The sequence below is a fragment of the Beggiatoa alba B18LD genome, from assembly GCF_000245015.1.
Lineage (GTDB): Bacteria > Pseudomonadota > Gammaproteobacteria > Beggiatoales > Beggiatoaceae > Beggiatoa > Beggiatoa alba.
Genome location: NZ_JH600070.1, coordinates 2,435,723 through 2,460,037 on the forward strand (window position 1 = coordinate 2,435,723; position 24,315 = coordinate 2,460,037).

Here is a 24,315-nt window from a genome sequence, read left to right on the forward strand (position 1 = left end):
TTCAGACAAAAGCGTTAAAATGAACAACTAAAACCTGACTTGTTTAGCACTACCAAAATTCTTTATGCCAGAACCAACAGTTTGCGTAAAATACCCCTACTACTACTAAGCTTTCCTGTTTGATTGATCATGACCTCAAGCCAATTTTTTTATGACCCTCTCCGTGTTCAACTCTTAGACGAGTTAAAACAAGTCTATATAAAACTTGCGTCAAGCGAACAAGACAAACAAGATTTAGTCATCAGCTTAGATGCCACCACGGAACACGGCGACCTACTAACCCGTGAACTCCTCAATAAATTGCATGAGTTTCATCAACAATTAGAATGTTTTGAACAAGAAAAACAAAATTTATACCGTGATAAAGCCGATTTAGAAATCTCTTTAGCAACAATTACGGAAACAACAGACTTGTTTCAACAAGAACTGATTAATAACCGCTATCACTTAGAAGCTGAAATTAATAAACGTAATCAAAAATTAGAACTACAAAATCAACAGTTACAAAAAGAAATCCAAGAACGTAAAAAAGTCGAAGCCCAATTACACCTTGCCGCAAGTGTTTTTCAAGCCAGCCGTGAAGGCATTATTATCACCGACGCACATGCCAATATTATCAGTATCAACCAAGCCTATACTGACATCACAGGCTACACCGAAGCCGAATGCTTAGGCGAAAATCCGCGCTTTATGACATCAGGCAAACACGGTAACAATTTTTATCAACGCATGTGGGCATCCATCCTAACCTTGGGTCATTGGAGTGGTGAAATCTGGAATCGACGCAAATCAAAAGAAGTTTACCCCGCATGGTTAAGTATCAGTGCAGTTAAAAATGAAGTTGGTGAAATCACTCATTTTGTAGGCATTATTACTGACAACTCCCTACAAAAACGCTCAGAAGAAAAAATTAAACAACTCGCCTATTATGATGCACTCACAGGGCTACCCAATCGCCTACTCTTCCAAGAGCACTTAACCCAAGCGATTAAACGCGCCCAACGTGAAAACCATCGATTAGCCCTGTTACTCATTAATATCGACGGCTTTAAAGACATTAACGATGCACTGGGGCATCCTGTTGGTGATAAAGTTCTCTGCTATACCGCTAAATACTTAACCCATATTTTAGAACCAGAAACCCCCATGATTGCCCGCTTAGGGGGGGATGAATTCACCGTTCTTATCGATAACTTAGAACGAATACAAGATGAAATTGAAATTGCTGCCCAAATTGCAACGCGCATTCTAAGCAATCTCAATCACGCCGTCACGATTGAAGGACATGAAATATTCCTGAGTACCAGCATCGGCATTGCTATTTATCCCCAAGATGGTACAGAACTCAGTACCCTACTGAAAAATGTCGATATCGCTAAGTATGAGGCGAAAAACAAAGGGCGTAATAGTTATCGCTTTTTTACCAAAAATGACAACGCAGAAGCCCACAAACGGCTCACGTTACAAAATGCGCTACGCTACGCCCTAGAACGCGAAGAGCTTTTTTTATGCTATCAACCCCTTTTAGAAACCAATACAAAAAATATCATGGGGGTAGAAGCACTGATTCGCTGGCAACATCCCAGTTTTGGCATGATTTCCCCCGCTGAATTTATTCCACTTGCAGAAGAAAGTGGGCTAATTATTCCTATTGGCGAATGGGTATTAGAAACTGCCTGCCGTCAAAGTCATCACTGGCAACAACAAGGCTTTACCCCGTTACTGATGTCGGTCAATCTCTCTGTGCGTCAATTCAATCAACCCGATTTGATTGACCGCATTATCAAAGTATTACAACGTACAGATTTATCGCCCAACTGGTTAAAGTTAGAAATCACCGAAAGTTTAGCGATGAACTGCGCGACAAAAACCGTACAGACGTTAAAGATTCTCAAATCGTTAGGCATACACCTCGCCATTGATGACTTTGGGACAGGTTACTCTTCCTTAAGTTACCTTAAACAATTTAATCTGGATATTCTCAAAATCGACCGCTCTTTTGTCGCTGATATCAGTACAGAAAATGATATAACCCTCGTGACATCCATTATTAAAATGGCGCATGGGCTTAATATGCAAGTTGTTGCAGAAGGGGTAGAAACGGAACAACAATTCGATTTATTAAGAGCAAATGGCTGTGATTACGTGCAGGGTTTTTACTTCTATAAACCATTGGTTGAAAAAGATATAACTAAGTTGCTTGCACAACAAGAAAGCGGACAGTTAATTAACGTGAGTTCAGCGAGTTTCTTTTAAAAAGACAACAGCTTGTCTGGTCAACCCTTTTCGCGTGTTCCGATAGACCTGCTAACGCTAGTTCGGCGAGTGGCGAAAACCTTTTAGAATTTTTCAACTAAAAAATGTAGGGTGGAATAGCAAAGCGTATTCCACCCTACGATTTATAATCTTTTTTTGCTCAGTTTTTGCAGAATTTCAAGGTGGAATACGCTTCGCTATTCCACCCTACAACATTCAAACTATTGTCTTTTTAAAAGAATCTCGCCGAACTCAGTTTATTTTCCTTCCTCATTGGCTTCTGAAGAAAAGAAAATATTCAATTCTGACTGACTCAAAATTCCGTCATTATCTTTATCTAAACGTTTAAAGCGTTCAATGGCAATGGTTTGTCGTCTAGGTGGAAGTCCTTCTATAAACTCAGTTTGTGTAATATCACCATCATTATTACTGTCGCGCTCACGTAAATAATCCGCTATTCGTTTTTCAAGACGTTCTAAACGACGGGCAGGCTTTTCAAGTCGCTTCGCCAATACTTGACGCTCCTCAAACGTGAGTTTATCCAAAATTTCTATAAACCCTTGATGTAATATTTTTTTTAAAGCCTCATCAACATCTCGCATTTGTTTAAACGCATTATTTAAAGCGTCATGGTCTATCGTTTCTGCAATCAGTTGTTGATGCACACCACGTCGAGCTTTAGCTAATTGCTGGAGTTGTTCTTGTACTGTGGGTTTATATTTTTCAACAATGGGCTGTACACGCTCAAACGCGCTGGTAGGAATATCCCGCAAGATAGGTGGAAATTTCGCATCTGCTAACAGTTCTAATTCTATATCTGGCGGTTTGCGCGGCGTGTGTTGATACATACCAATGAGCAAACCAAGCAGAAAGAGATTCAGCACGAGTAATCCGATAAAAGCAATTCCAAAAATACGTGGATTTCGGCTGATTATAACCATGAGGAGAATTCCTGTTCATTCGTGGTCGTTGCATCATTACCAAAAATGGCATTCCATTCATCATAAACGATTTGTTCTAAAACCTGTTCGTTGCTCGTGCTATTAATTTGCTGTTCAGTCTGCACCTGAGAACCAAGCCAAATACCCACGACCAGCGGTAACACAAGGGCAAATGCAGGTCGCCAGAAGTGCTGAGTGGGGCTATTTCCCCAAAGGAATTTTTCTACCCACGCACTTGTTACGTTACTCCAATCCGTTTTGCGCGATGGCGTTGCAACATGCACAATCGCTCTGGGCGTAATAGCGAGATTCTCCTGCGGGGTTTGCTGAATCTCTTGCAGGATACGTTGACTCAATAACGGCGGTAACGGACAGTCGGGGAGTTGATCCAAGACTTTATCTAAGCGTTGCGCATCAATTAATAAGTCTTTAGCTTGTTGCGAATTTTCTAATAGCTCTCGTGCTGCTTGGCGTTCTGTAATTGCCCAGCGTTCAAGATTAGCCCCATAAGCAGCTAAGCGTTGCGCGAAACGTTCGATAGTCATGGCTTGATTTGACATAATCGTCCCCGTCTAAGCAAGCAATTGCTTTTTAAGTGTACGTCGTGCTCGGGAGAGTAGGGATTCCAAGGCATCTACACTAATTTGTAAAATATGAGCGGCTTCCTGATTGTCTAAGCCTTGATAGTAACAGAGTAATATCGCTGCTCGTTGCCGTTCTACTAAGGTTTGTAAACCTTTTTCCAGTTGGTCGATAATTTCCAGTTGCTGATAATCATCAGTGGGTGAAGCAATTTCCATTTCGTCGGGGTCGTCAATATCTATCATGGTTGGCGAGTGGCGGCGCAATAAATCTAAACAAAGATGGTAAGCAATACTATGTATCCATGTTGTCAATTTTGCTTTTTCTGCTTGCCATTGCGCCGCATTGCGCCACACTTTAACAAGCGTGTCTTGGGCGACTTCCTCCGCATCTGCGGTATTATTTAACATGCGATAGGCAAAACGGTAGAGCGGATGCAAATATTGGTTGACCAATTGGTTAAACGCTTGTTGGTCTCCTTGCTGAATGCGTTGCATCAAAGCACTGTCTGCGTCTGCCGTTTCGTCCATTATGTGCCTAAGTCACGTGAAAACGCGCGATGTCTCTTTATTCTCTCAACTTTTTTTCGCGTTTTTGCAATTGTTGCAGGATTTCATCTTGGGTGATGACCCCATCTTCGTTACTATCTAAGCGGTCAAACAAGGGGAGTTGTTTTACAAATTCGTCTTTAGACAGTTTACCATCTTTGTCTAAATCCATCTTGTTAAACATTTTTTCTTGACGCTCTTCTTTTTTATCGCCCTGTTTTTCTTGTGCTTTGGCTTTAAACGCTTTCCATTCTTCTTGGGTGACGTTGTTATCGGAATTGCTGTCGACTAATTTAAAAACCTTGCTCAGACGAGCCGCACGTTTGCCTGTTGCTGAGGCTTCTAATTCAGCGAGGCTAACCATACCATCATTGTTGGTGTCAAAACTGGCAAAAACGGTATTTTGCAATTGCTGTTGTTGTTTTTGCAGTCCTGCTTGCAGTTCGGTGGCGGTTAAAAATCCATCTTGATTGCTATCGGCTTCCATAAAGAAGATAGTTTTAGCCGCTTGCACCTCATCTTGTGTAATGACTTTGTCGCCGTTGCTATCGTAGCGTTCAAAAAGATTGTTTGCACGGTCAGCCGCAAATACAAAGGCACTATTTAAGGCAAGTAATACGCTAACGGATAAAGTTGTTAATGTTTTCATGATAATTCTCTCTAGTAGGTGAAAGTATTTAGGCTTATTGACAACCTTTTATCTTATTATTGGTTTTGTCGTACTTTTATACGTTCGCGCTGGTAAAAATCCGTCGTTTGTGCATGAAAGGTTAAAATAAACGAGGGGGATTAAGTCATCTAAACGGGAAATATTGCCGTGACTTGATGATTTTTCCGTACTAATTCACACAACTTACTTATTTTTCATCATGTCCACACAGTACACCGTTGAACAAATTTTACAGCTTGCTCCTGACGACGCTTCGAAAAAAAGCGGTAAAGGATTGGCAAAAGCAACACATTGGGTTACGTCGGGATATAACGAGTTAGCGATTTGGGGCGAGTGCAAAGGCAGTGGCTCAAACCCGTATCAAACCCGTATTGATTTACAGAATATGGCGTTTAAATGTACTTGCCCGAGTCGTAAGTTCCCTTGTAAACACGCAATTGGACTATTCTTACTTTATGTGCAAGACATTAGCGTATTAACGCAAAGTGATGACCCGCCTGATTGGGTTGCGGACTGGTTAGCAGGGCGAGCAGAGAAACAACAGGCAAAAGTGAGCAAGCCTGCAAAAAATCCTGCGGTCAGCGCGAAAACACAGGCAAAACGCGAGGCGAGCGTACAAGCAGGCTTAGAAGACATCAACTTATGGCTAATGGATTTAGTCCGTAGTGGATTCAATGATTTAAAAAATCGTCCCTATCATTTTTTTGAGCAACAAGCCAAACGCATGATTGACGCAAAAGCGAGCGGAGTTGCACGTTATTTGCAGTCATTCGCAAGTATTGTGAACAGTGGCGAAATAGATTGGGCTTCTAATCTGTTGATGGAAATGGCAAAGCTTCATTTATTATTAGAGAGTTATAAAAATATTGAACAGCTTGACCCTGCCTTACAACAGGATATTAAGGCGTTAATAGGTTGGTCACAGAGTAAAGAAGAATTAGCCGATTTGCCTGCTGTGCGTGATCAATGGTTTGTCTGCGGTCAATACACAGAGAATCAACCCGACTTAGTTACGCAACGGATTTGGCTATATGGGCAAACAACAGGAAAATTTGCGTTATTACTCAATTTTGCCATTCCAACTAATTTACTGAGCTTAGACCGTCAGTGGCTAACAGGGGCGACAACGGATGCAGAATTAATTTTTTACCCCTCTGCTTACCCATTACGGGCATTAGTCAAAAACCGTTTTGGCAATCTTGACAGCACTATTGCTGTGGGGGTTAAACAAATACAAGCTGTTTATCAAACGTATCAATCAGCCCTGTCTCAACAATGTTGGTTTAACCGTTTACCAATTATCTTAGAAGACATGCGCTTGTATAAACATCCCACAGAATCACGCTGGGGACTACAAGATGCTGTCCAAGACAGTTTAGAAATTGCTCCCCAATTTGCAGATATATGGCAATTACTTGCCGCTAGTGCAGGCGCACCTATCAACGTTTTTGGAGAATATAACGGTACGCATTTTCTCCCCTTAGGCATTTGGCAAACATATGGATATCAACCATTAAATGCCCTGTGAATAGCGTTACAAACAATTGCAATAAATGATACGACAATATGCTGTCCCCCATTTATGGGGGATTTTTTACGCACTAAAAAATAAAGTAACCTGAGTTCGGCGAGTTTCTTTTAAAAAAGACAACAGCTTGTCTGAATCAGGATTTTCAGAATTAACAGGATTTAAACCCCTTAAACCAAGAAATTAATACGAATCACGCTTTTTAATTTTGCTAATTCTGAAAATTCTGTGAATTCTGATTCAGACAAAAAAAGACCTGCTAAGTTTTGAAAACCTAGCAGGTCTCTGTCTTGTTTTATAAATCTCGCCGAACTCAGATTAAAGTAACTATTCATTTTATAAAAAATAATGTGTGGCGACCCTCATGCTTTTATATTTAGAAATGATGTATTTAAAATCATCGTTATATCATTCCACAATATAGGTAACGATGATGCGAAGGAGTTGGTTTAAGTGTATTTTCATCGGATTTATAACAAAAAAATTGCACTACTCAAAAAATTTATCAGCCCATCCTCCCTACGTACAGTTCTCGTATTACCGTTCGTTATACTCATCTTATTTGCAGTAGGGACTGTAGGATTATTGTCATTTACCAATGGACAACAAGCTGTTAATGAAGTTGCACGACTGCTACGCACAGAAATCATGCTAGAAGTCGAACAAAATATTAGCCATTTCTTAGAAGCCCCTCATAAAGTTAATCAAACCCATCTCAATCTTATCCAACTAGGGATTTTAAATGTCAATAATTTAGCCTCTTGGCGACCTTATTTATGGAAGCAACTACTGGCTTATCCAACCATCAGCTTTATGGTTATCGGTAACGAGGAAGGCGAGTTTTTATCAATCGGTGGCATGAAAAAAAAGCGGGCGACATTAGGCGTTAATATCTCCAATGGACATAACAGTCACGATTTATACCGTTATCTCACCAACGAAGATGGTGAACCTATCGAATTACTAGGCATTAGCAAAGACTATGACCCGCGCCCCCGCCCTTGGTATCAAGCAGCTGTTAAAGCAGGACGCGCCGCATGGAGCGAAGTTTTTCGCCGCACAGATGATGCAGAAAGCCTCATTATTAGCGCGACACTTCCCGTTTATAACACACAACAACAACTACAAGGCGCGTTAACCAGCAGTTTTCGCCTATCAACCCTCAGCCGTTTCCTAAAAACGTTAAGCGTTGGTAAAACAGGTGCCGTGTTTATTATTGACCGCTCAGGCAACCTCATTGCCTCCTCCATTGACGAAGAAATTTTTAAAATATCCCCTGACGATCCCGAAGCAATAGAACGACTCAATATTACCCATAGTTCATCGCCCCAACTCAGCAATAGTGCACGCTTTTTATTGGCTAAATTTGGCTCATTTAAAAGAATCAACCAATTTACCAATGAAGAATTTAAATTTAACAAAGAAAAAAATTTTCTTGCTATCAAACCCTATTCCGACGTTTACGGCTTAGACTGGATTATCGGTGTTGTCATCCCCGAAGCCGATTTCATGGGACAAATTCACGAAAACACACAAACAACCGTGATTTTCTCAATACTTGTTCTCTGCCTCTCCGTCTTAGGCGGTATATTAACCGCACGTTGGATTACCTACCCCATTATTCGACTCAAAGAAGCCGCCCATCAAATAGCGAAACATAACTGGATAAAACCGCTAAAAATTAAACGTGATGATGAACTTGGCGATTTAACCCACTCATTCAACATCATGGCGCAACAACTCCGTACCTCGTTTGACACCATAGAACACGAACTCCAAGAACGCCGAAACGTAGAAATACAACTACGCCGACTCACCAGAGCCGTTGAACAAAACGTCAGTTCTATTCTTATCACCAACTTAAAAGGCAAAATTGAATTTGTGAACCCTGCCTTTTTACAAACAACAGGCTATACCTTAAACGAAGTACTCGGCAAAAATCCGCGCGTTTTTTGTGCAAAACAACAAGATGCCCGTATCTATAAAACCCTGTGGAAAACCATTAAAGCAGGAAATGTTTGGCAAGGCGAAATTATCAACCAGAAGAAAACAGGCGAAATTTACTGGGAATTTGTAACCATTTCACCCATCAAAGATATTCACAACGTCACCATTAACTATCTATCTATTCAAGAAAATATTACCAGTCGCAAACAAACAGAAGAAGCCCTACGCAACAGCGAAGAACGCTTTAGAACCATCTTCAACAATGCGGCTGTTGGTATCACCACCCTAGACACACAAGGACGCTACCTAGACTGCAATAACAAATGGCTCAACATGTTAGGCTATCTACCTGAAGAAATGCGCCATTTAACCAATATATTAGTCACACACCCAGAAGAACAAACCATTACCCAACTCAAATTTGCCCAACTCGTTAATGGCGAATGCGATGCTTACCACTTAGAAAAACGCTTTATATGCCAAGATGGTAGCATTTTCTGGGGAGAGCTTTGGGCATCCCCTATTTATAACGAACAACACCAACTTGTTGCCGTCATCAACATCATTATCGACCTTACCACCCGTAAAGAATTTGAAGAAGCCTTACAACAAAGCAAACAACATCTAAAAGAGGCCCTACATTGGCGAGAAGCTATTTTTAATAACAGCACCGTTGGTATTGTGGTTGTCAACCAACAACGCATTATTACCGACGTAAACAACCGTATGCTAGAAATGTTCGGCTACACCCGTACTGAAATGCTTCACCAATCCATCAGCCTCATTCACACCACCCTAGAAAATTACGCCCTATTTGCCGACTTCTATAACACCCAACTTGCGAATAATGAAGTCCACCACCTAGAATTTTCCTTCCGCCACAAAACAGGCTCTGTTTTCTGGTGCGAAGTCAGCGGACGTGCCATAGACAGACAAGATTTTAATCGAGGGATTATCTGGGTTTTAATGGACATCACCGAACGCAAACAAGCCGAAATAGCCCTACAACAAGCCAAAGAACAAGCCGAACACGCCAACCGTGCAAAAAGTGCATTTCTTGCCAACATGAGCCATGAACTCCGCACCCCGCTCAACGCCATTCTCGGCTATACCCAACTCTTTAAAAATGACACCCATTTAACCGATAGATACAGAGAAGGGATTCAAATTATTCATCATAGCGGCGAGCACCTACTCACCCTTATCAACGATGTTTTAGACCTATCAAAAATTGAAGCGGAACGTTTAGAACTAAACCCCAATGAATTTCATCTACCTGATTTTCTCAAAGAAACGATAGAATTATTTAGAATGCGCGCGCTACAAAAAAATCTTAAATTTATCGCAGAATACGCGCCCACATTACCGCTGATTATTTATGCAGATGAACGACGATTACGACAAGTGCTACTTAACTTACTCAGCAACGCCATCAAATTTACCCAACAAGGACAAATTATCTTTGCCGTCTATCCTCATGCAGATAAATTCATCTTCTCCGTCAAAGACACAGGTATCGGCATAGAACCAAAAAACCAAGAAGTAATTTTCTCAGCATTCCAACAAGTCGCAGATTTTCATCACAACTCAGAAGGAACAGGACTAGGCTTATCAATCAGTAAACGCCTTGTAGAAATGATGGGAGGACAACTTTATGTAGAAAGCACCTTAGGACAAGGAAGCCATTTCTGGTTTGAAATTCCCTTAAAATCCATCATCAGTACCGACAAAAATACCAATGATGCACTCATTACAGGCATTCGCGATAAAACCCCCTGCATTCTCATTGTAGAAAATGCCCCCGAAGAAAGACGCGGACTAGCCTTATATCTCAACTCATTAGGCTTTCAAATATTAGAAGCAGAAAACACCGTCAATGCCTTAACCTTCGCAACGCATAAACCCAATATAGTTCTAGTCGATATGCAAATGCCTATACTGGACGGCTACGAATTTATTAAACAAGCGAAATCAAAACCAGAATTAAAAGAAACTATCTTTATTGCCCACGTTATCAACGAAAACCAACAAGACCGCGAACAACTGCTAAAAGTAGGTTATCACGACTGCATTGGCTCTCCCATAGAAACAATAAAGTTACTAAATATTCTACAAAAACACTTAGATTTAAAATGGATTTATGCAGATAACACAGAGGTTGCATTAGAATCAGAAAATATTCCCATTAGGATTTATCCACAGCGTGCGGAGATTACAACCTTATTAAAAGATGTGAAAAAAGGCAGTATTCGCAGAATCATTGAAATTGCTGATGCTTTAGAAGCAGAGAAACCAGAATATAGCCAATTTTGCCAACAGGTTAAAAATTTAGCCCGTGCTTTTGAAATGGAAAAATTACAAGCGTTAGTAGAACGATGTCGCTAGGGTTTTGAGGGGTAAAATAACGCGAGTACGGCGAAATTTTTTAAAAAGACAACAGCTTGTCTGAATCAGAATTTTCAGGATTTATAGTAACCGTACCATAAAGTGATTTAAATCTAGGACTGGCAGTCCTTCATGTCGTTTTATAATACGTTTGCTATAAAACCCTCAAACCAAAAAGTCAGGTGAATGACGCTTTTTAATTCTGCTAATTCTGAAAATTCTGTGAATTCTGATTCAGACAAAAAAAGACCTGCTAGGTTTTTTAAAACCTAGCAGGTCTTTTAGAATATGTGAAAAGGTCTGCTAGACCTTAACCCGTTACATTTTAGAAATTCACTCGCCAAACTCAGGTTATTTTAATCATCACAGACGAAAAACTATTGTTTTAATCGTATGGCTTGTTGCGTGCGGTCAATGATGAATTTATCAACTTCAGAGGCTTGTGAGTCGGTGAAATCTAAAGAGCCTGCCCGCACGGCGAGAGATTGAAAATAGAGTTCGTTGCTTTGTAGTTGTGGTAAGCGTAGGTCAGAAAGTGTGAGAGAAATCACAGTTGCTTGTGTGGTGGTGTTTGCAACACCAAGTGGCGTTGCTTGGCTGTAAGCCGCTGAAAGTGGGCGTAAACGCACAATTGCAATAATTTCTAAAGTCAGGGGGTCTAGTTCCATTTTTCCCGCAAAGCTGGCTGGCCAGAGGTCAACAACGCTACTGGGGCGGGTGCTGTAGGCGAGATAAACATCCATATCCATGTCGTTACGGATACCACTGATAAGAAAGTCAATTCTGCCATTACTTGCATCAGTGGCGTAGAGAGTTCCCGCTTCTTGTAAGTTGAGTTCTTTCAGTAATTCGTTATCAATACCATTTCGGTATGGGGGACGAATCAGGGAAGCAGGAACGCTGAGTTGTGTCATGGATAGACTGGGGATGTTACCAGTGTCTAAACCACCATATCCACCCGCTGCAAACGTCGCAGGGGGTTGCCAAAGTAAAAGGTAAATGGCGATAAAAAACCATTTTCGCCAGTGAAATTTGCTTAACCGTTTCATGTTAATCCTCGAAAAATTTGAATAACCGTATTAACGGTAAGCATAGCAAATTACTGACCAGCCTTCTCTGGGTTTTGGTCTTTTACAATCAATTGACCGAATGGCGTGGTAATACTGCGTTGTCCCTCAACGGCTGGACTTGCTGTTGTGTTGCCGTTGTTTGTCGCATTTGGTACAGCAGGAATGGTATTTTCTGGTGGGGATGCGCCGTCTAAGGCTTTCGACGGGATGTAAGTGCCTGTGTTGTTGTCGTCTTTGACTAACACATCACCAAAAGGGGTTCTAATTTTGCGGTGTCCTGCGGGGACTTTGTCATCAGGGATAAAGGGAACATTAACATTGGTGTTTGCGGGTTTTTGTTCGGCTGCAGGCGGGGTATCAACGCTGATTTGGGCATGTAAAGGGAGTTCTTTGACTTCGCCATTGCCTGCTGCAAGGGTAACTAAACGACTATCAATTTTAACAACTGTCCATGTCCCTACGCTGTCGCCTTCGTTGACGGTGACTTGTCCGCCATTAAAAGAGATGTAGGCATTTTTTTTACTACCTAATATGCTAACCCCTTCTAGGTAAAGGGTATCTGCCGCCCATACAGGCATTGTGATGAGGCAAGCAAGCACGCTGTTATACACCCATTTCATAATAAATCCTTAATTTACAATTAATTTTGTGTGATTTGTGTCTGGTAAGGTATAAGTTTTATGTATCGAATAAAAACCTAAATAGCGATTATTGTATGTTGGTAAATGTGATTGTTGAAATATGGCATGGGCTTAGTGAATTCAGTTGTTAAACCTTAACCACTTTTATTTATTGGGTTTAGCCTTAAGTGTAGCGAAAAATAGGAAATTCATTCATGAATTCTGATTAATGATTTTTTGGCTAGTTTGGTAAACGGGCAAGGATGGTGAGGAGTAAAATGCCGTCAGTGGGTTGTAGTGGGTGTGTGCCGATGCTGGGCACGGTGGTTGCCTGACCTTGTAAAGCAATCACATTATTTAAGTCTTGGCTGTAGCTGGGGACAAGTGGGTCAGTAATGCCAACGGGGTTGTGGTTAGTGCGGACAATGCTGATGTAGTTGGCTTGTGGATGGGGTTGACGATTGAGCCAGTATAGTAGGGTGTTGGGGGCTTCACGGACTAGGTCTAAGTAAAGGTCGTGAGAGCGGTTAAGGGTATTCATGCCAAAGAAAGGGGCAAAAAGTCCAAGTGGACTTTCGCTTGCCATTAAGCCCCATTCTGCCATTTGTGTGCCTAAATGGGGGCTAGCAATTGTGATAAGGGTGTTTGCAGGCAGTCTGAATTCGACCATGCTTAGGCGTGCGATAACGCCCCCTGCGGAGTGTCCAATTAGGATAAGTTGGTTGTTGGGGTGTCTTGCTTGTAGGGCTTGCATGTATTGGGTAAGCCATTGGGCTTGTACAAGCAAAGGGGCTTCTGAGGGAAGTGTTAGGGTGTAGATGTAGCGGGGACTGGTGGAAGTGAGTTGTTGGGTGGGGTAGTAACCTGTGGGGCTTAAATGTCCAAGGTAGTTGAAACCTGCGCGTTGTAACACAGAAACAACGCCACTATTCAGCCATTCACTGCCGTTGCCTAAATAGCCGTGAATTAGTACGAGAGTTTGTCCTGTGGTTTGTCCCGCCATGGCTTGAGCGGTACAGCTAATGAATAGGCAACAACTGAGCAGGAGGGCGCGTAGTTTCATGATGTGTATTTAAGCAGTGAGTTAAGAGCGAGTGAAAAGGGGAGAAGCGTTCTCCCGCTTTCTTTCTTTAATTCTAGCCTGTCCTAGCCGTCTGCGTTAATCTTGGCAATGATTTCTTTGAGTAATTCTTCTGCTTTTTCATTAGATACTTGGCAAGTGCCCGCATTTTCATGTCCACCACCACCATATTGCAACATGAGTTCGCCGATATTAGTTTTTGATGAACGGTCAAGAATGGATTTTCCAACGGCAAAAACAGTGTTTTGTTTTTGTAAGCCCCAAAGTACGTGAATGGAAATATTGCATTCGGGATACATGGCGTAAACCATGAAGCGATTAGCAGCATAAATTTCTTCTTCATGACGTAAGTCAGTCACGACTAGATTTTTATGAACTTTGGCGCATTTTTCAATTTGGTGCATAGAGGCTTTTTGATGTTCTCTATAGAGTTCAATCCGTTCTTGTACATCGGGCAAGGCAAGGATGTCACTGATAGTGTGTGATTTGCAATAATCAATCAGGTTCATCATCAGTTCGTAGTTTGACACACGAAATTCTTTAAAGCGTCCTAAGCCTGTGCGGGGGTCCATGAGGTAGTTTAATAAAACCCAGTCTTTAGGAAATAGGATTTCTTCACGAGAAAATTGGGCGGAGTCAGCTTTATCGACCGCGCTTAACATATCTTCGCTGATAGTCGGAAATGTCGTTTTTCCGCCGTAGTAGTTATAAACCACGCGAGCAGCTGACGGGGCATGTGGGTCTATGATGTAGTTAGCGGGGCGGTCTTTATTGCGTAAGGTTTCACTTAAATGATGGTCAAAAACAAGATGTGCGCCAGCAACATAAGGGAGGTTTGTTGTAATATCTTTATCGGTTATTGCGATTTTTCCATCTTGCATGTCTTTAGGATGGACAAATTTTATTTCATCGATTAATGCTTTTTCTTTTAACAGCACAGCACAAATAAGCCCATCAAAATCGCTGCGCGTTACCAGACGGTATTTTTGTTCTGACATCGTTATTCTCCAGACTGGACTAAAGTGAAGTCTTCATTTTAGCTGACAATAAAATATGCTAACAGACTAACGTAATTTTCCCCTTTTGGTAAAGAATGGCTTTTCTGTATTGTCAACACGATGATGACGAGGTTATTTAATGTCAATTCTGTGCTGACAACTCTGTCACTTATCCAACAGGGATAGACGCAGAAAAAAAGCACTTTCTTTGCGCGGGTTGTCAAATAGTTAGCGTATCAAGGGGGTGTTACAATTGTTCTAATAAATTTAATTCTTCAACGGTAAACCCTGCCGTTAAACGGGCTTCTAGGTTAAAAGGACGATGTAATTTACCTGTAAAGTGTTTTTTTAACAGGGTTAAAAAGGTTTCTGTTGGTGCTAAACCACGTTCGGCACAGAGGTAGTGAAACCAACGTGTCCCAATTGCAACATGACCGATTTCGTCTTGTAAAATGATTTGCAAAATTGCCACCAATTCTGCACTACCTGCTTGCTGTAAGCGTTGCATGATGTAAGGTGTGGCATCTAGTCCGCGTGCTTCCATCACCCGTGGGACTAATGCCATACGTTCTAACACATCGTTAGCGGTTTCAACGGCCATTTCCCATAATCCCAGATGTGCGGGTAAGTCGCCATAGTGACAGCACCGCTTGTTTAATTCTGTCTCAAGCAATTCATAATGATAGGCTTCCTCAACTGCAACCCGTATCCAATCGGTATAAAACGCTTTTGGTAATTGGCGGAATCGATAAACCGCATCTAAAGCAAGGTTAATAGCATTAAATTCAATGTGTGCAATGGCATGTAATAATGCAATTTGTCCTTGTGCAGTTTGTACACGACGTTTAGGCACATCACGCGGATGTACCAATTTTAAAGACGTTGGCTGTCCTGCTAAGGAAACCATCAGCGCGGAGCTATCTTCGGTTAAAGATAATTGCTCGGTGTGCCATTGTGCACTTAATTGACGCACGGCACGCACCTTCTCTGTGGGGTCATTGAGCTGTAAGCACTGATAAGCAGTAGAAAATAAAGTATTCATAAAACAAAGCAAGCAGGTTAAGCGGATTAAACGGTATTGCATAAAAGTCGCTACAATACGCGCTTTATCCTTTATCTAAAATGATTGATTGAAAAAAATGATTGTTCGAGAAATTACTATTCACGATTGGCAAGCAATTTTACAAATTCAAGCTGATGCCTATTTTGAAATACAACCAGAATCTGTCACGGTTTTACAGAGTAAATGGAAGTTATCGCAATCAACTTGCGTTGTCGTGGAAGAACAGCAACGCATTCTCGCCTATTGTCTAGCGCATCCGTGGAGTGACAATAGCGCGCCGCCTTTATTTCATGAGTTAACCCATATTCCGCAACAAGCAGGCTTATTCATTCACGATTTAGCCATTCATTCCAGTGCACGCGGGCGGGGCATTGGACGCTTAATTTTTAACTATTTACATCAACAAGCAAATCGCCACCACTTGCAATTTTTCAGCCTTGTTGCCATTCAAGATGCGACCCACTTCTGGCAAAAATTAGGGTTTCAAGTCGCGCCGCTGGATAAATCGTTACATAGTTATGGTAAAAACCCTGTATATATGAAACGCCATTTAATCACAACGGCTTAATCGCACGTTAATGCCTGCCACTCACTCACTGACATTTAAAGCCCTTTATGTCTCATACCAGCATCATCTTACTTAATTGGAATAATTGGCGAGACACAATTGCTTGTTTAGACTCGCTTTATACACTGCCATCGCATAGCGTGTCGTTTATTGTCTGTGACAACGCCTCTGAAGATGATTCTGTCTTACACCTTAGCCAATGGATACAAGCGCATTATTCCCTAGACGCATACCGATTTTACGCTACCCCACCTATTCTATTTACCGAATCATTTCAATTACCCGCAATGACCTTCATTCAAACGGGTAAAAATCTTGGTTTTGCGGGAGGCAATAATATTGGCATTCGCTACGCATTAAGTGCAGGACAAAGCCATTATATTTGGCTACTCAACAACGATACACAAATCGCGCCTAATGCATTACAAGCCCTCCATCACTGCGCAACACAACATCCACATATCGCATTATGGGGTAGCACCATCCTAGACTATGAACAACGGCAACAAGTGCAATGTGCGGGAGGATGCCGTTATATTCCATGGCTCAGTCATGTAATTCCTGCCCATGCAGGCGATGAACTTACGCGCTTAATGCAAGAAAAACCCGCCTTATCGTTAGATTATATTTTCGGCGCGTCCCTATTCTTCCGTGCTGAAATTCTCTCAACCGTTGGCTTATTAAATGAAGACTACTTCTTATTTTACGAAGAATTAGACTACAGCCAACGCTTAAAACAAGCAGGTTATGCTATCGCGTGGTGTCCTGATAGTTGGATATACCACAAAGGCAGTGCCACCATTGGTGCAACCCAAAAAAGCCAACGGCAAAAATTAAAAAATGCGCAATACTATGAAAACTTAAGCACCCTAAAATACACCGCCCGCTTTCATCCTCGCTTACTCCTTTGTGTGAGTCTTCTTCGTTTCACGTTAAAATCAATCTTACTGCTAAAACGACGCGATTTTGATTTATTCCCCTCGCTCTGGCGAGCCTACCGAGACTTTTGGCAGTGGTGGCATAACGATACATGACAACAACGAGGGTAGTAACATGATGAATTACCGCAATATCATTTATAGTCTTCTAATAAGCCTTCCTTTTACGGCACATGCTGGCGTGATTAACTATGAAGGCTCATCAACCATCGGCAAATTTTTAGAAGATGCCAGCACCGTTTACAAAGCCAGCACATTCAAAATTAACACCGTGCCAGAAAGTGCAGGCGGCGAACAATGCGCCATGCGTAACACCTGCGATTTAGGAGGCGTTGCACGTGAAGTAGAATCTCGATTTTTAGAAAATGGGGTTGTTGCCACCCTGATAGCTAAAGATGCCATTGCCGCCCTTGTACACAACGATAACCCTGTACAAAGCCTTACCAAAGCACAACTAAAAGACATCTTCACAGGCAAAATTAAAAACTGGTCAGAAGTTGGCGGAGAAGACCTACCTATCAAACCCTACGTCGTGAAAGAAGCCTCTGCGACCTATTCCGTATTTGCAAAAGCCGTGCTTGATAACGACCCATATCAAAATATAGAAGTAATTACCCCAGATGCTCGCATGATTCCTGCTATCGCAAGAGAACGGGGCGCGATAGGACAACTCAGCTTTAGCTTTTTAGTTGGCGTTAAAGGCGTTAAACCCCTAACCATAGACGGACAAGCTGCAACCGTAGAAAATCCACAATATCCTATTTCTCGCCCGCTATACTTCACAACAAAAGGAGAAGCACAAGGCGAAGTCAAAGCCTTTTTAGACTGGGCACTGTCTGATGAAGGGCAAAAAATTGTAAAACAACGCTTTGTTGGTGCTCACTAACACCATCATTGAGTTACCACTTTTTGTAGATGTTTATAAATACCCTATAGGCATCTACAAGCCCTCGCATACACCTCTATTCTGCTAGGAGCATCCTAAAAATGCGCTTCGTTACTAACAGTATGCAAAATAAATTCATTCTAGTTGTTAGCTGTTTCGTCTTATTTATTTTAACAACCGTGATTAGCACACTTTATGTTGTAAACAGCCAAACCACAGATGCAGAACAACTCAATATCGCCAGCCGTCAACAAGTGCTTATTGTCCAACTAGAAAATGAAACAAACGCGCTCATCCTCGCTTTAGAAAGTGCCTCATCCGTTGAAGAACGCCGACAGAAATTAAACCAAATGCGACAGTTATTTGACCAAAGCCTGACCGCATTACAATCAGGGGGAGAAATCGCTAATGACATCAACCAACTGATTACCCTTCCGCCTGCTGACACAAAAAGTTTAGAAGAATTACAACATGTTGCTAATTTATGGAAAATCGTGCAAACAAATCTTGATATTTTACTTGACCCTCAAGTAGATATACTTGCCGATAACTTCTACGACGCACTTGCTGTCCTGCATAAAAGTTGGCAACCCCTCTTTGAAAACACCCAACACGCCAGTTTTACCCTAGAAGCTGTCTCTAAAGACAAAGTCCAATACCTAAAAATAATCCTCCTCTCCGCCCTGATACTAACCCTCTTTGTCGCAATTCTCGCTATCTGGTTTGGAAAACGTACCATCGTCAAGCCAACCCGTTTAATGCTCAATGCACTCAACACATTACTGACAGAAAAAATTAACTTTGCTGAACGTCTCCCCGATTTTGGGACAGATGAAATCGGTAAAATTGCAAAATCCATCAATGCAATGCGCCAAAATCTCCAAAACACCTATGAACGTATCCGCCAAAATAACGAAGCCGCCCAACGCATTAACCAAGCACTAGATAAAGCTGCTGTAAACATCCTAATTAGCGATAATACCCACACTATTATCTATTTAAACGAAGCCGCCCAACACCTATTTAACACGCTAGAACAACATTTACGCGAACATATCCCAAACTTTAACAGTAGCCACCTCTTAAATAGCAGTACCAGCCATTTTCCGACACATCAAATTGAATATTTAGAAAGCCTTAAAACCACCTACCAAACAGAATTTGTCATCGGACATATTCACTTACAAGTCATCATCACCCCTGTCATCAGCAAAGACGACGAACGATTAGGCTGGATTACCGAATGGCGCGATAAAACGGTCGATATCGCCATTGAACAAGAAGTGAATCATGCCATGCGTGCCGCAGAAACAGGCGACTTTAGCCAACGTGTTGACCTTGTCGGCAAAACAGGATTTTATAAAGTACAAAGTGCTGCCCTAAATCGCACATTAAGCTACATCCAACAAATCATTGAAGAATTACATGACGTTTTCAATGCATTAGCAACAGGCAACCTCAATAAAACCATTGTCAAAGATTATCAAGGCTCACTCGCTAAACTCAAAACAGACCTAAACAGCACTGTCAACACCCTAACCAATATTATCCAAGTTATCCAACAAACTGCAGATGCAGTTAATCATGTTGCAGGAGAAATTAGCGAATCCAATCAAATTTTAAACCAACGAACAGAACAACAAGCTGCTGCCCTAGAAGAAACAGCAACCAATATGACCCAAATGACTGAGTCAGTACAAAAAAATGCCCAAAATGCCCGTATGGCAAACCAAATGGTTTTAGAAACCCGCCAATTAGCAAACGAAAGTAAAAGCGTACTAGAAAAAGCCATTCTTGCCATGCAACGCATCAGCCAACAAAGCCAGAAAATTACTGAAATTCTCAGCGTTATCGACGATATAGCCTTTCAAACTAACCTACTAGCACTGAATGCTGCAATAGAAGCCGCCCGTGCAGGTGAACAAGGTCGCGGATTTAGCGTAGTTGCGGCAGAAGTCCGTTATCTTGCCCAACGCAGTGCGACAGCGGCTAAAGAAATCAAAGAACTGATTAAAAACAGCGTAACTCAAATCGAAGAAGGGAAAAATATCGTTAATAACTCAGGTGTTACCCTACAACGCATTGCCAGTGCGGTACAAACCGTTAGCGAATTGATTGCCACGATTACCACCGCCAGCCAAGAACAAGCCGATGGTATTCAACAAGTGAGTGTCGCTATTACACAAATGGAAGCGATTACCCAACAAAATGCCAGCCTTGTAGAAGAAGCTAACAACATCAGCCAAGCCATGCGCGGACAAGCCCAACATCTACAACAGCAAATTGCATTTTTTAATATTGAAACGAAACAAGAAATTAACGATATAGCAAACGTATTATAAAACGACATGAAGGACTGCCAGTCCTAAATTTAAATCACTTTCTGGTACGATTACTATAATCTGAGTTATAAAACAGAGACCTGCTAGGTTTTCAAAACCTAGCAGGTCTGTCGGAACATGCGAAAAGGATTCACCAGACAAGATTAAAACATTATCTGAATCAGGATTTTCAGGATTAGCAGGATTTAAACCTTCAAACCAAAAAATTAATGCGAATCATGCTTTTTAATTCTGAAAATTCTGTGAATTCTGATTCAGACAAACGCTTGTCTTTTTAAAAGAAACTCGCCGAACTCAGGTTTGTTTAGCACTACCGTTATTTTTCTTCTTTACACGTCGTAAACGCTAGTAGCCGCTTATATTGTTCGGGCGTTAAGCATTTAAGTTCTTCTGTGAATAAATTCTCTAAAATTTCCCGCTGACTTTTCGCATAGTCCCACTCCGATGAGAGGGGTTTCCAGTTCATATTGTCTAAATACATTAAAAATGTATTTTGTAGGACAAAATGTGGGCGTATTTTCATGTGATCAAAAGGAAAATCGCTCGATAAAATTAATAATCCGCCGTAGGACATTGCCCAAAAAGAAAAAGTCAGTTCTTCAGGGGTTAAACGAGGATCAAGAATAACATCGCCATTTGTTATAGCTTCTCTAGGAACACTGGAGACGGTGTCGAGTGTTTTTAATTCACTTTCTAAGAGTGCCTGTTTTTTTTCAGGGGACAATTTATCTTTAAAAGAAGTTGTCTTAATAACCTGAAAATTATGAAATTCTAAAGGGTGTAAATAGACATGTAAGGTATAGGCAAGCATTAAACCACTCATCCGCACACGGGTTGGCGCAGGATATTTAACAACCCGTTCAAACATATCTAACATACTGCTGTGGGTACGTACGCAAAGGGTCGCTAACACTTCTTCTTTACAGGTAAAGTGCTGATAAATTGTTCCTTTTGAATATTCTATCGCTTCCGCTATTTTATCCATTGTCAGCCCTAAATACCCATGTGTCTGCATGAGACGGCTTGCTGTTTCTAAAATCAGCTCTTCACGTTGGAGCAATTCACGCTGTTTGCGAGTGAGTTTTGTCATATCGTTTTAAATTTACCTTGTGTCAAAAAAAAACGTAACGTCAACACTAGGGATTATAGTATAAACTACCTTTAATTGAAACTTTTCTCAGCAGTACTTGTTTTATGAATATCTTTTTAGCATTTTACTGATAAAGCCAGCATGGTTTGTCGCGTTTTTTGTACATTTGTATTAAGTTAATGCTATACTTTTAGCCGATATAACACTCCTCGCTTGCAATTAGGGGCGTTTTATAAAAATTTTCAAATAAACTGCTAGGTGCCGCTAACACCTAGCAGTTTTTTTATGGGCGTTGATTAATCTATTTGTTTACCAAGGAATAACTTTTTTATCGCGGAAAAAAAGCCCATTTCCACCGCCTTCTGGTAGCGTTGCTAACCACACAATTGTTTCAGCTCCTTGACTCACATCGCGTTCTGCGTGAACACCACCCATATCTGTTCTAACCCAACCTGGGCAAACTGAATTCACTAATATATTGTTTTGGCTGACTTCATTCGCAAAAATACGGGTAACTGCGTTTAATGCTGTTTTTGATAGGCGATAACTGGCGAAACCGCCACCCATATCAGCTAGTTGCCCCATTCCACTGGATACATTGACCACACGCCCATAGTCGTTTTTTTGCATCAAGGGGATAAAGGCTTGACATAAGCGAAATGCGCCGAATGTATTTGTTTCCATTCCAATTCGTAATTGTTCTACGCTACAAGTAAATACGTTTTCTACTTGTGCATCGGGAAAAATACCCGCGTTGTTAATTAAAATGTCTAGCCGTCCGTATTGATTTTCGATAAAACGTTGCATGGTTTCGACACTGCTATCGCTTGCAACATCTAAGGGGTAAAAAACAATGTCTAAACCTGCTTGTTGTAGTTCATGGCTTAGGGTTTCGCCTTGTTCGACATTGCGACAGCTTAAAATGATATGAATATCTAATTTAGCCAATTGTTTACAGGTTTCTAAACCGATTCCACGATTAGCCCCAGTCACTAATGCATTACGTTTCTGTATTTGCATATTTACTGCCTTCTGTGTTAGAAAAGAACTGATTTAATCAGATTATAATGTACTCTGTAGAAAGTGAAAAAATGCGTTGTTTAAGTGAAATAAAACTGACTTAATAAATTTTTTTCCGCGTTTTTTCTGCATAGCTATAAAAAACTATAGCTTATAAATAAGTATGTTATTTAATAAAATATCTTTTTTCTCTTTTATTGGAGAAAACTTTTAATTTTAGCGAATTTTTTACAGTCATGGCTATGTCATATAAATAGCATATTTTACATAATTTGTTGAAAAGTAGCATAATAAAAACATAACAATAAGGGGTAAACTATGTTGAATTTTTCTAATAAAGTATTATTTATTGGTTTTGGGTCTGTTGCACAATGTACCCTACCACTGTTAGTAAAACACATTAATATCCCACCAACACGTATTACTGTTTTAGACTTTGAAGACCAGCGGGATATTTTGGGCGATTGGCTTGAGCAGGGGGTACGCTTTGTACAAGCACGTATTACACCAGAAAATTTAGGGGCTATTCTTGCTCAACAGGTTTGTACGGGCGATGTGTTGATTGATTTGGGTTGGAATATTGATGCAGTAGAAATTTTACAGTGGTGTCATACTCATGGGGTGTTGTATATCAATACTTCTGTTGAGGTGTGGGACCCTTATACTGATGCGATGAGTAAGCATCCAGTAGATAATACTTTATATATTAGGCATTTGGCAGTGCAGAAATTGCAGGCATCATGGGCAAGCAAGGGGACAACCGCCGTTTTAGAACATGGTGCAAACCCTGGTTTGGTCTCTCATTGGACAAAACAGGCTTTATTAGACATCAGTGAGCGTTTATTAGTAGAAAAACGGGTCGATGCTCAAACTGCCGAGCAGTTGCAAACTTTTATTAAAAACAATACGTTTAACCAATTAGCCCGTACTCTAGGCGTTAAAGTGATTCATTGTAGTGAGCGTGATACGCAAATCAGTGATAAGCCCAAGCAGGTTGGGGAGTTCGTGAATACGTGGAGTATAGAAGGCTTTTTTGAAGAGGGGGCAACAACAGCGGAGTTAGGCTGGGGGACGCATGAGAAAGAATTGCCTGCTTTTGCCTATCAACATGCGCAAGGGCGTAAAAATCAGATTTGTTTAGCGCGGATGGGGATGAATGTCTGGGTACGTTCATGGGTACCGAATTATCCTATTCATGGCATGGTGATACGTCATGGTGAGGCGTTCACTTTGTCGGATTATTTAAGCGTTGAAGAACAGGGAGAAGTTGTTTATCGTCCTACGGTGCATTATGCCTATTGTCCTTGTGATAACGCGCTCGCTTCTTTGCAGGAGTTACGGGCGCATGATTATCAGTTGCAGGCGCAAAAGCGGATTATGAATGATGAAATTACCGCAGGCGAGGATATTCTTGGCGCGTTTTTAATGGGTCATGCTTATAAGGGGTGGTGGACAGGTAGCCGTTTAACGATTGAACGGAGTCGCCAATTAGTGCCACATCAAAGCGCGACAACAACGCAAGTTGCCATTGCTGTGGTAGCAGCAGTGATGTGGATGATAGAAAACCCAGAAGAAGGGATTTGTACGCCTGAAGAGTTGCCACATACTTATATTTTAAATATTGCACGTCCTTATTTAGGCGATAATTTATCTATGCCTGTTGATTGGACACCGCGCCAGCAGTATCAAAGTGCTTTTCAAGGTTATAACGCACCGCAGATGGATACAGAAGACCCTTGGCAATTTAAGAATTTTTTAGTTGCGGATGGGGATTAAGCAGAA

19 protein-coding genes are annotated in these 24,315 nt (G+C 41.2%); 8 read left to right on the forward strand and 11 right to left on the reverse strand.

Annotation, left to right across the window (positions count from 1 at the left end; translation table 11 throughout):
• Nucleotides 1-129 precede the first annotated feature (129 nt).
• Nucleotides 130-2,256, forward strand: coding sequence for a putative bifunctional diguanylate cyclase/phosphodiesterase (locus BEGALDRAFT_RS10040; protein WP_002686154.1), 2,127 nt, complete (start codon nt 130-132; stop codon nt 2,254-2,256).
• Between the two features lie 257 nt (nt 2,257-2,513).
• Here BEGALDRAFT_RS10040 and BEGALDRAFT_RS10045 read toward each other — a convergent pair whose 3' ends face one another.
• From BEGALDRAFT_RS10045 to BEGALDRAFT_RS10060, 4 genes are read right to left on the reverse strand one after another with little or no spacing between them, the layout of a single operon-like run.
• Nucleotides 2,514-3,197 (reverse strand): periplasmic heavy metal sensor, encoded by a 684-nt coding sequence (locus BEGALDRAFT_RS10045; RefSeq protein WP_002686155.1) that lies wholly within the window; start codon nt 3,195-3,197, stop codon nt 2,514-2,516.
• Entirely contained in the window at nt 3,188-3,757 is a 570-nt protein-coding gene (locus tag BEGALDRAFT_RS10050; protein WP_002686156.1) for a hypothetical protein, read from the reverse strand. Before BEGALDRAFT_RS10050 ends, BEGALDRAFT_RS10045 begins: the two co-directional genes overlap by 10 nt.
• Before the next feature lie 12 nt (nt 3,758-3,769).
• Nucleotides 3,770-4,309: a sigma-70 family RNA polymerase sigma factor gene (locus BEGALDRAFT_RS10055; protein WP_002686157.1), complete on the reverse strand. Its 540-nt coding sequence runs from the start codon at nt 4,307-4,309 to the stop codon at nt 3,770-3,772.
• Between the two features lie 37 nt (nt 4,310-4,346).
• Entirely contained in the window at nt 4,347-4,976 is a 630-nt protein-coding gene (locus tag BEGALDRAFT_RS10060) for an EF-hand domain-containing protein (RefSeq protein ID WP_002686158.1), read from the reverse strand.
• A 220-nt stretch (nt 4,977-5,196) separates the two neighbouring features.
• Here BEGALDRAFT_RS10060 and BEGALDRAFT_RS10065 point away from each other — a divergent pair, with 220 nt between their 5' ends.
• Together BEGALDRAFT_RS10065 and BEGALDRAFT_RS18230 are read left to right on the forward strand one after the other, a co-directional pair.
• Nucleotides 5,197-6,525 carry an SWIM zinc finger family protein gene (locus tag BEGALDRAFT_RS10065; RefSeq protein WP_002686159.1) on the forward strand — a complete coding sequence of 443 codons (1,329 nt, stop codon included), beginning with the start codon at nt 5,197-5,199 and terminating at the stop codon, nt 6,523-6,525.
• A gap of 453 nt (nt 6,526-6,978) precedes the next feature.
• A complete protein-coding gene (locus BEGALDRAFT_RS18230; protein WP_002686160.1) occupies nt 6,979-10,857 on the forward strand; it encodes a PAS domain S-box protein in 3,879 nt (1,292 codons plus the stop codon).
• A 377-nt stretch (nt 10,858-11,234) separates the two neighbouring features.
• Here BEGALDRAFT_RS18230 and BEGALDRAFT_RS10075 read toward each other — a convergent pair whose 3' ends face one another.
• The 5 genes from BEGALDRAFT_RS10075 to BEGALDRAFT_RS10095 form a co-directional block, all read right to left on the reverse strand.
• Nucleotides 11,235-11,906, reverse strand: a complete 672-nt coding sequence (locus tag BEGALDRAFT_RS10075; protein ID WP_002686161.1) for a hypothetical protein — start codon at nt 11,904-11,906, stop codon at nt 11,235-11,237.
• A 50-nt stretch (nt 11,907-11,956) separates the two neighbouring features.
• Entirely contained in the window at nt 11,957-12,547 is a 591-nt protein-coding gene (locus BEGALDRAFT_RS10080) for a hypothetical protein (RefSeq protein WP_002686162.1), read from the reverse strand.
• A gap of 241 nt (nt 12,548-12,788) precedes the next feature.
• On the reverse strand, nt 12,789-13,610 hold the full coding sequence (locus tag BEGALDRAFT_RS10085) for a lipase family alpha/beta hydrolase (RefSeq protein ID WP_002686163.1): 822 nt from the start codon (nt 13,608-13,610) through the stop codon (nt 12,789-12,791).
• Between the two features lie 83 nt (nt 13,611-13,693).
• A complete protein-coding gene (locus BEGALDRAFT_RS10090) occupies nt 13,694-14,626 on the reverse strand; it encodes a DHH family phosphoesterase (protein ID WP_002686164.1) in 933 nt (310 codons plus the stop codon).
• A gap of 247 nt (nt 14,627-14,873) precedes the next feature.
• Nucleotides 14,874-15,710: a ferritin-like domain-containing protein gene (locus BEGALDRAFT_RS10095; protein ID WP_232281980.1), complete on the reverse strand. Its 837-nt coding sequence runs from the start codon at nt 15,708-15,710 to the stop codon at nt 14,874-14,876.
• 55 nt (nt 15,711-15,765) lie between these two features.
• Between BEGALDRAFT_RS10095 and BEGALDRAFT_RS10100 the strand changes: the two genes are divergently transcribed.
• From BEGALDRAFT_RS10100 to BEGALDRAFT_RS18235, 4 genes are all read left to right on the forward strand, one after another.
• A complete protein-coding gene (locus BEGALDRAFT_RS10100) occupies nt 15,766-16,257 on the forward strand; it encodes a GNAT family N-acetyltransferase (RefSeq protein ID WP_002686166.1) in 492 nt (163 codons plus the stop codon).
• A 47-nt stretch (nt 16,258-16,304) separates the two neighbouring features.
• Nucleotides 16,305-17,291 (forward strand): glycosyltransferase family 2 protein, encoded by a 987-nt coding sequence (locus BEGALDRAFT_RS10105; RefSeq protein ID WP_002686167.1) that lies wholly within the window; start codon nt 16,305-16,307, stop codon nt 17,289-17,291.
• A gap of 19 nt (nt 17,292-17,310) precedes the next feature.
• Nucleotides 17,311-18,081 (forward strand): phosphate ABC transporter substrate-binding protein, encoded by a 771-nt coding sequence (locus tag BEGALDRAFT_RS10110; RefSeq protein WP_002686168.1) that lies wholly within the window; start codon nt 17,311-17,313, stop codon nt 18,079-18,081.
• A gap of 101 nt (nt 18,082-18,182) precedes the next feature.
• Nucleotides 18,183-20,423 carry a methyl-accepting chemotaxis protein gene (locus BEGALDRAFT_RS18235; protein WP_002686169.1) on the forward strand — a complete coding sequence of 747 codons (2,241 nt, stop codon included), beginning with the start codon at nt 18,183-18,185 and terminating at the stop codon, nt 20,421-20,423.
• Between the two features lie 316 nt (nt 20,424-20,739).
• On the opposite strand, the gene BEGALDRAFT_RS10120 is transcribed toward BEGALDRAFT_RS18235, so the two are convergent.
• Nucleotides 20,740-21,513, reverse strand: coding sequence for a TetR/AcrR family transcriptional regulator (locus BEGALDRAFT_RS10120; RefSeq protein WP_002686170.1), 774 nt, complete (start codon nt 21,511-21,513; stop codon nt 20,740-20,742).
• A gap of 309 nt (nt 21,514-21,822) precedes the next feature.
• Complete coding sequence (locus tag BEGALDRAFT_RS10125) at nt 21,823-22,533, reverse strand: SDR family oxidoreductase (protein ID WP_002686171.1); 711 nt, start codon at nt 22,531-22,533, stop codon at nt 21,823-21,825.
• Between the two features lie 318 nt (nt 22,534-22,851).
• Between BEGALDRAFT_RS10125 and BEGALDRAFT_RS10130 the strand changes: the two genes are divergently transcribed.
• Nucleotides 22,852-24,309 carry a saccharopine dehydrogenase C-terminal domain-containing protein gene (locus BEGALDRAFT_RS10130; protein WP_002686172.1) on the forward strand — a complete coding sequence of 486 codons (1,458 nt, stop codon included), beginning with the start codon at nt 22,852-22,854 and terminating at the stop codon, nt 24,307-24,309.
• Nucleotides 24,310-24,315 lie beyond the last annotated feature (6 nt).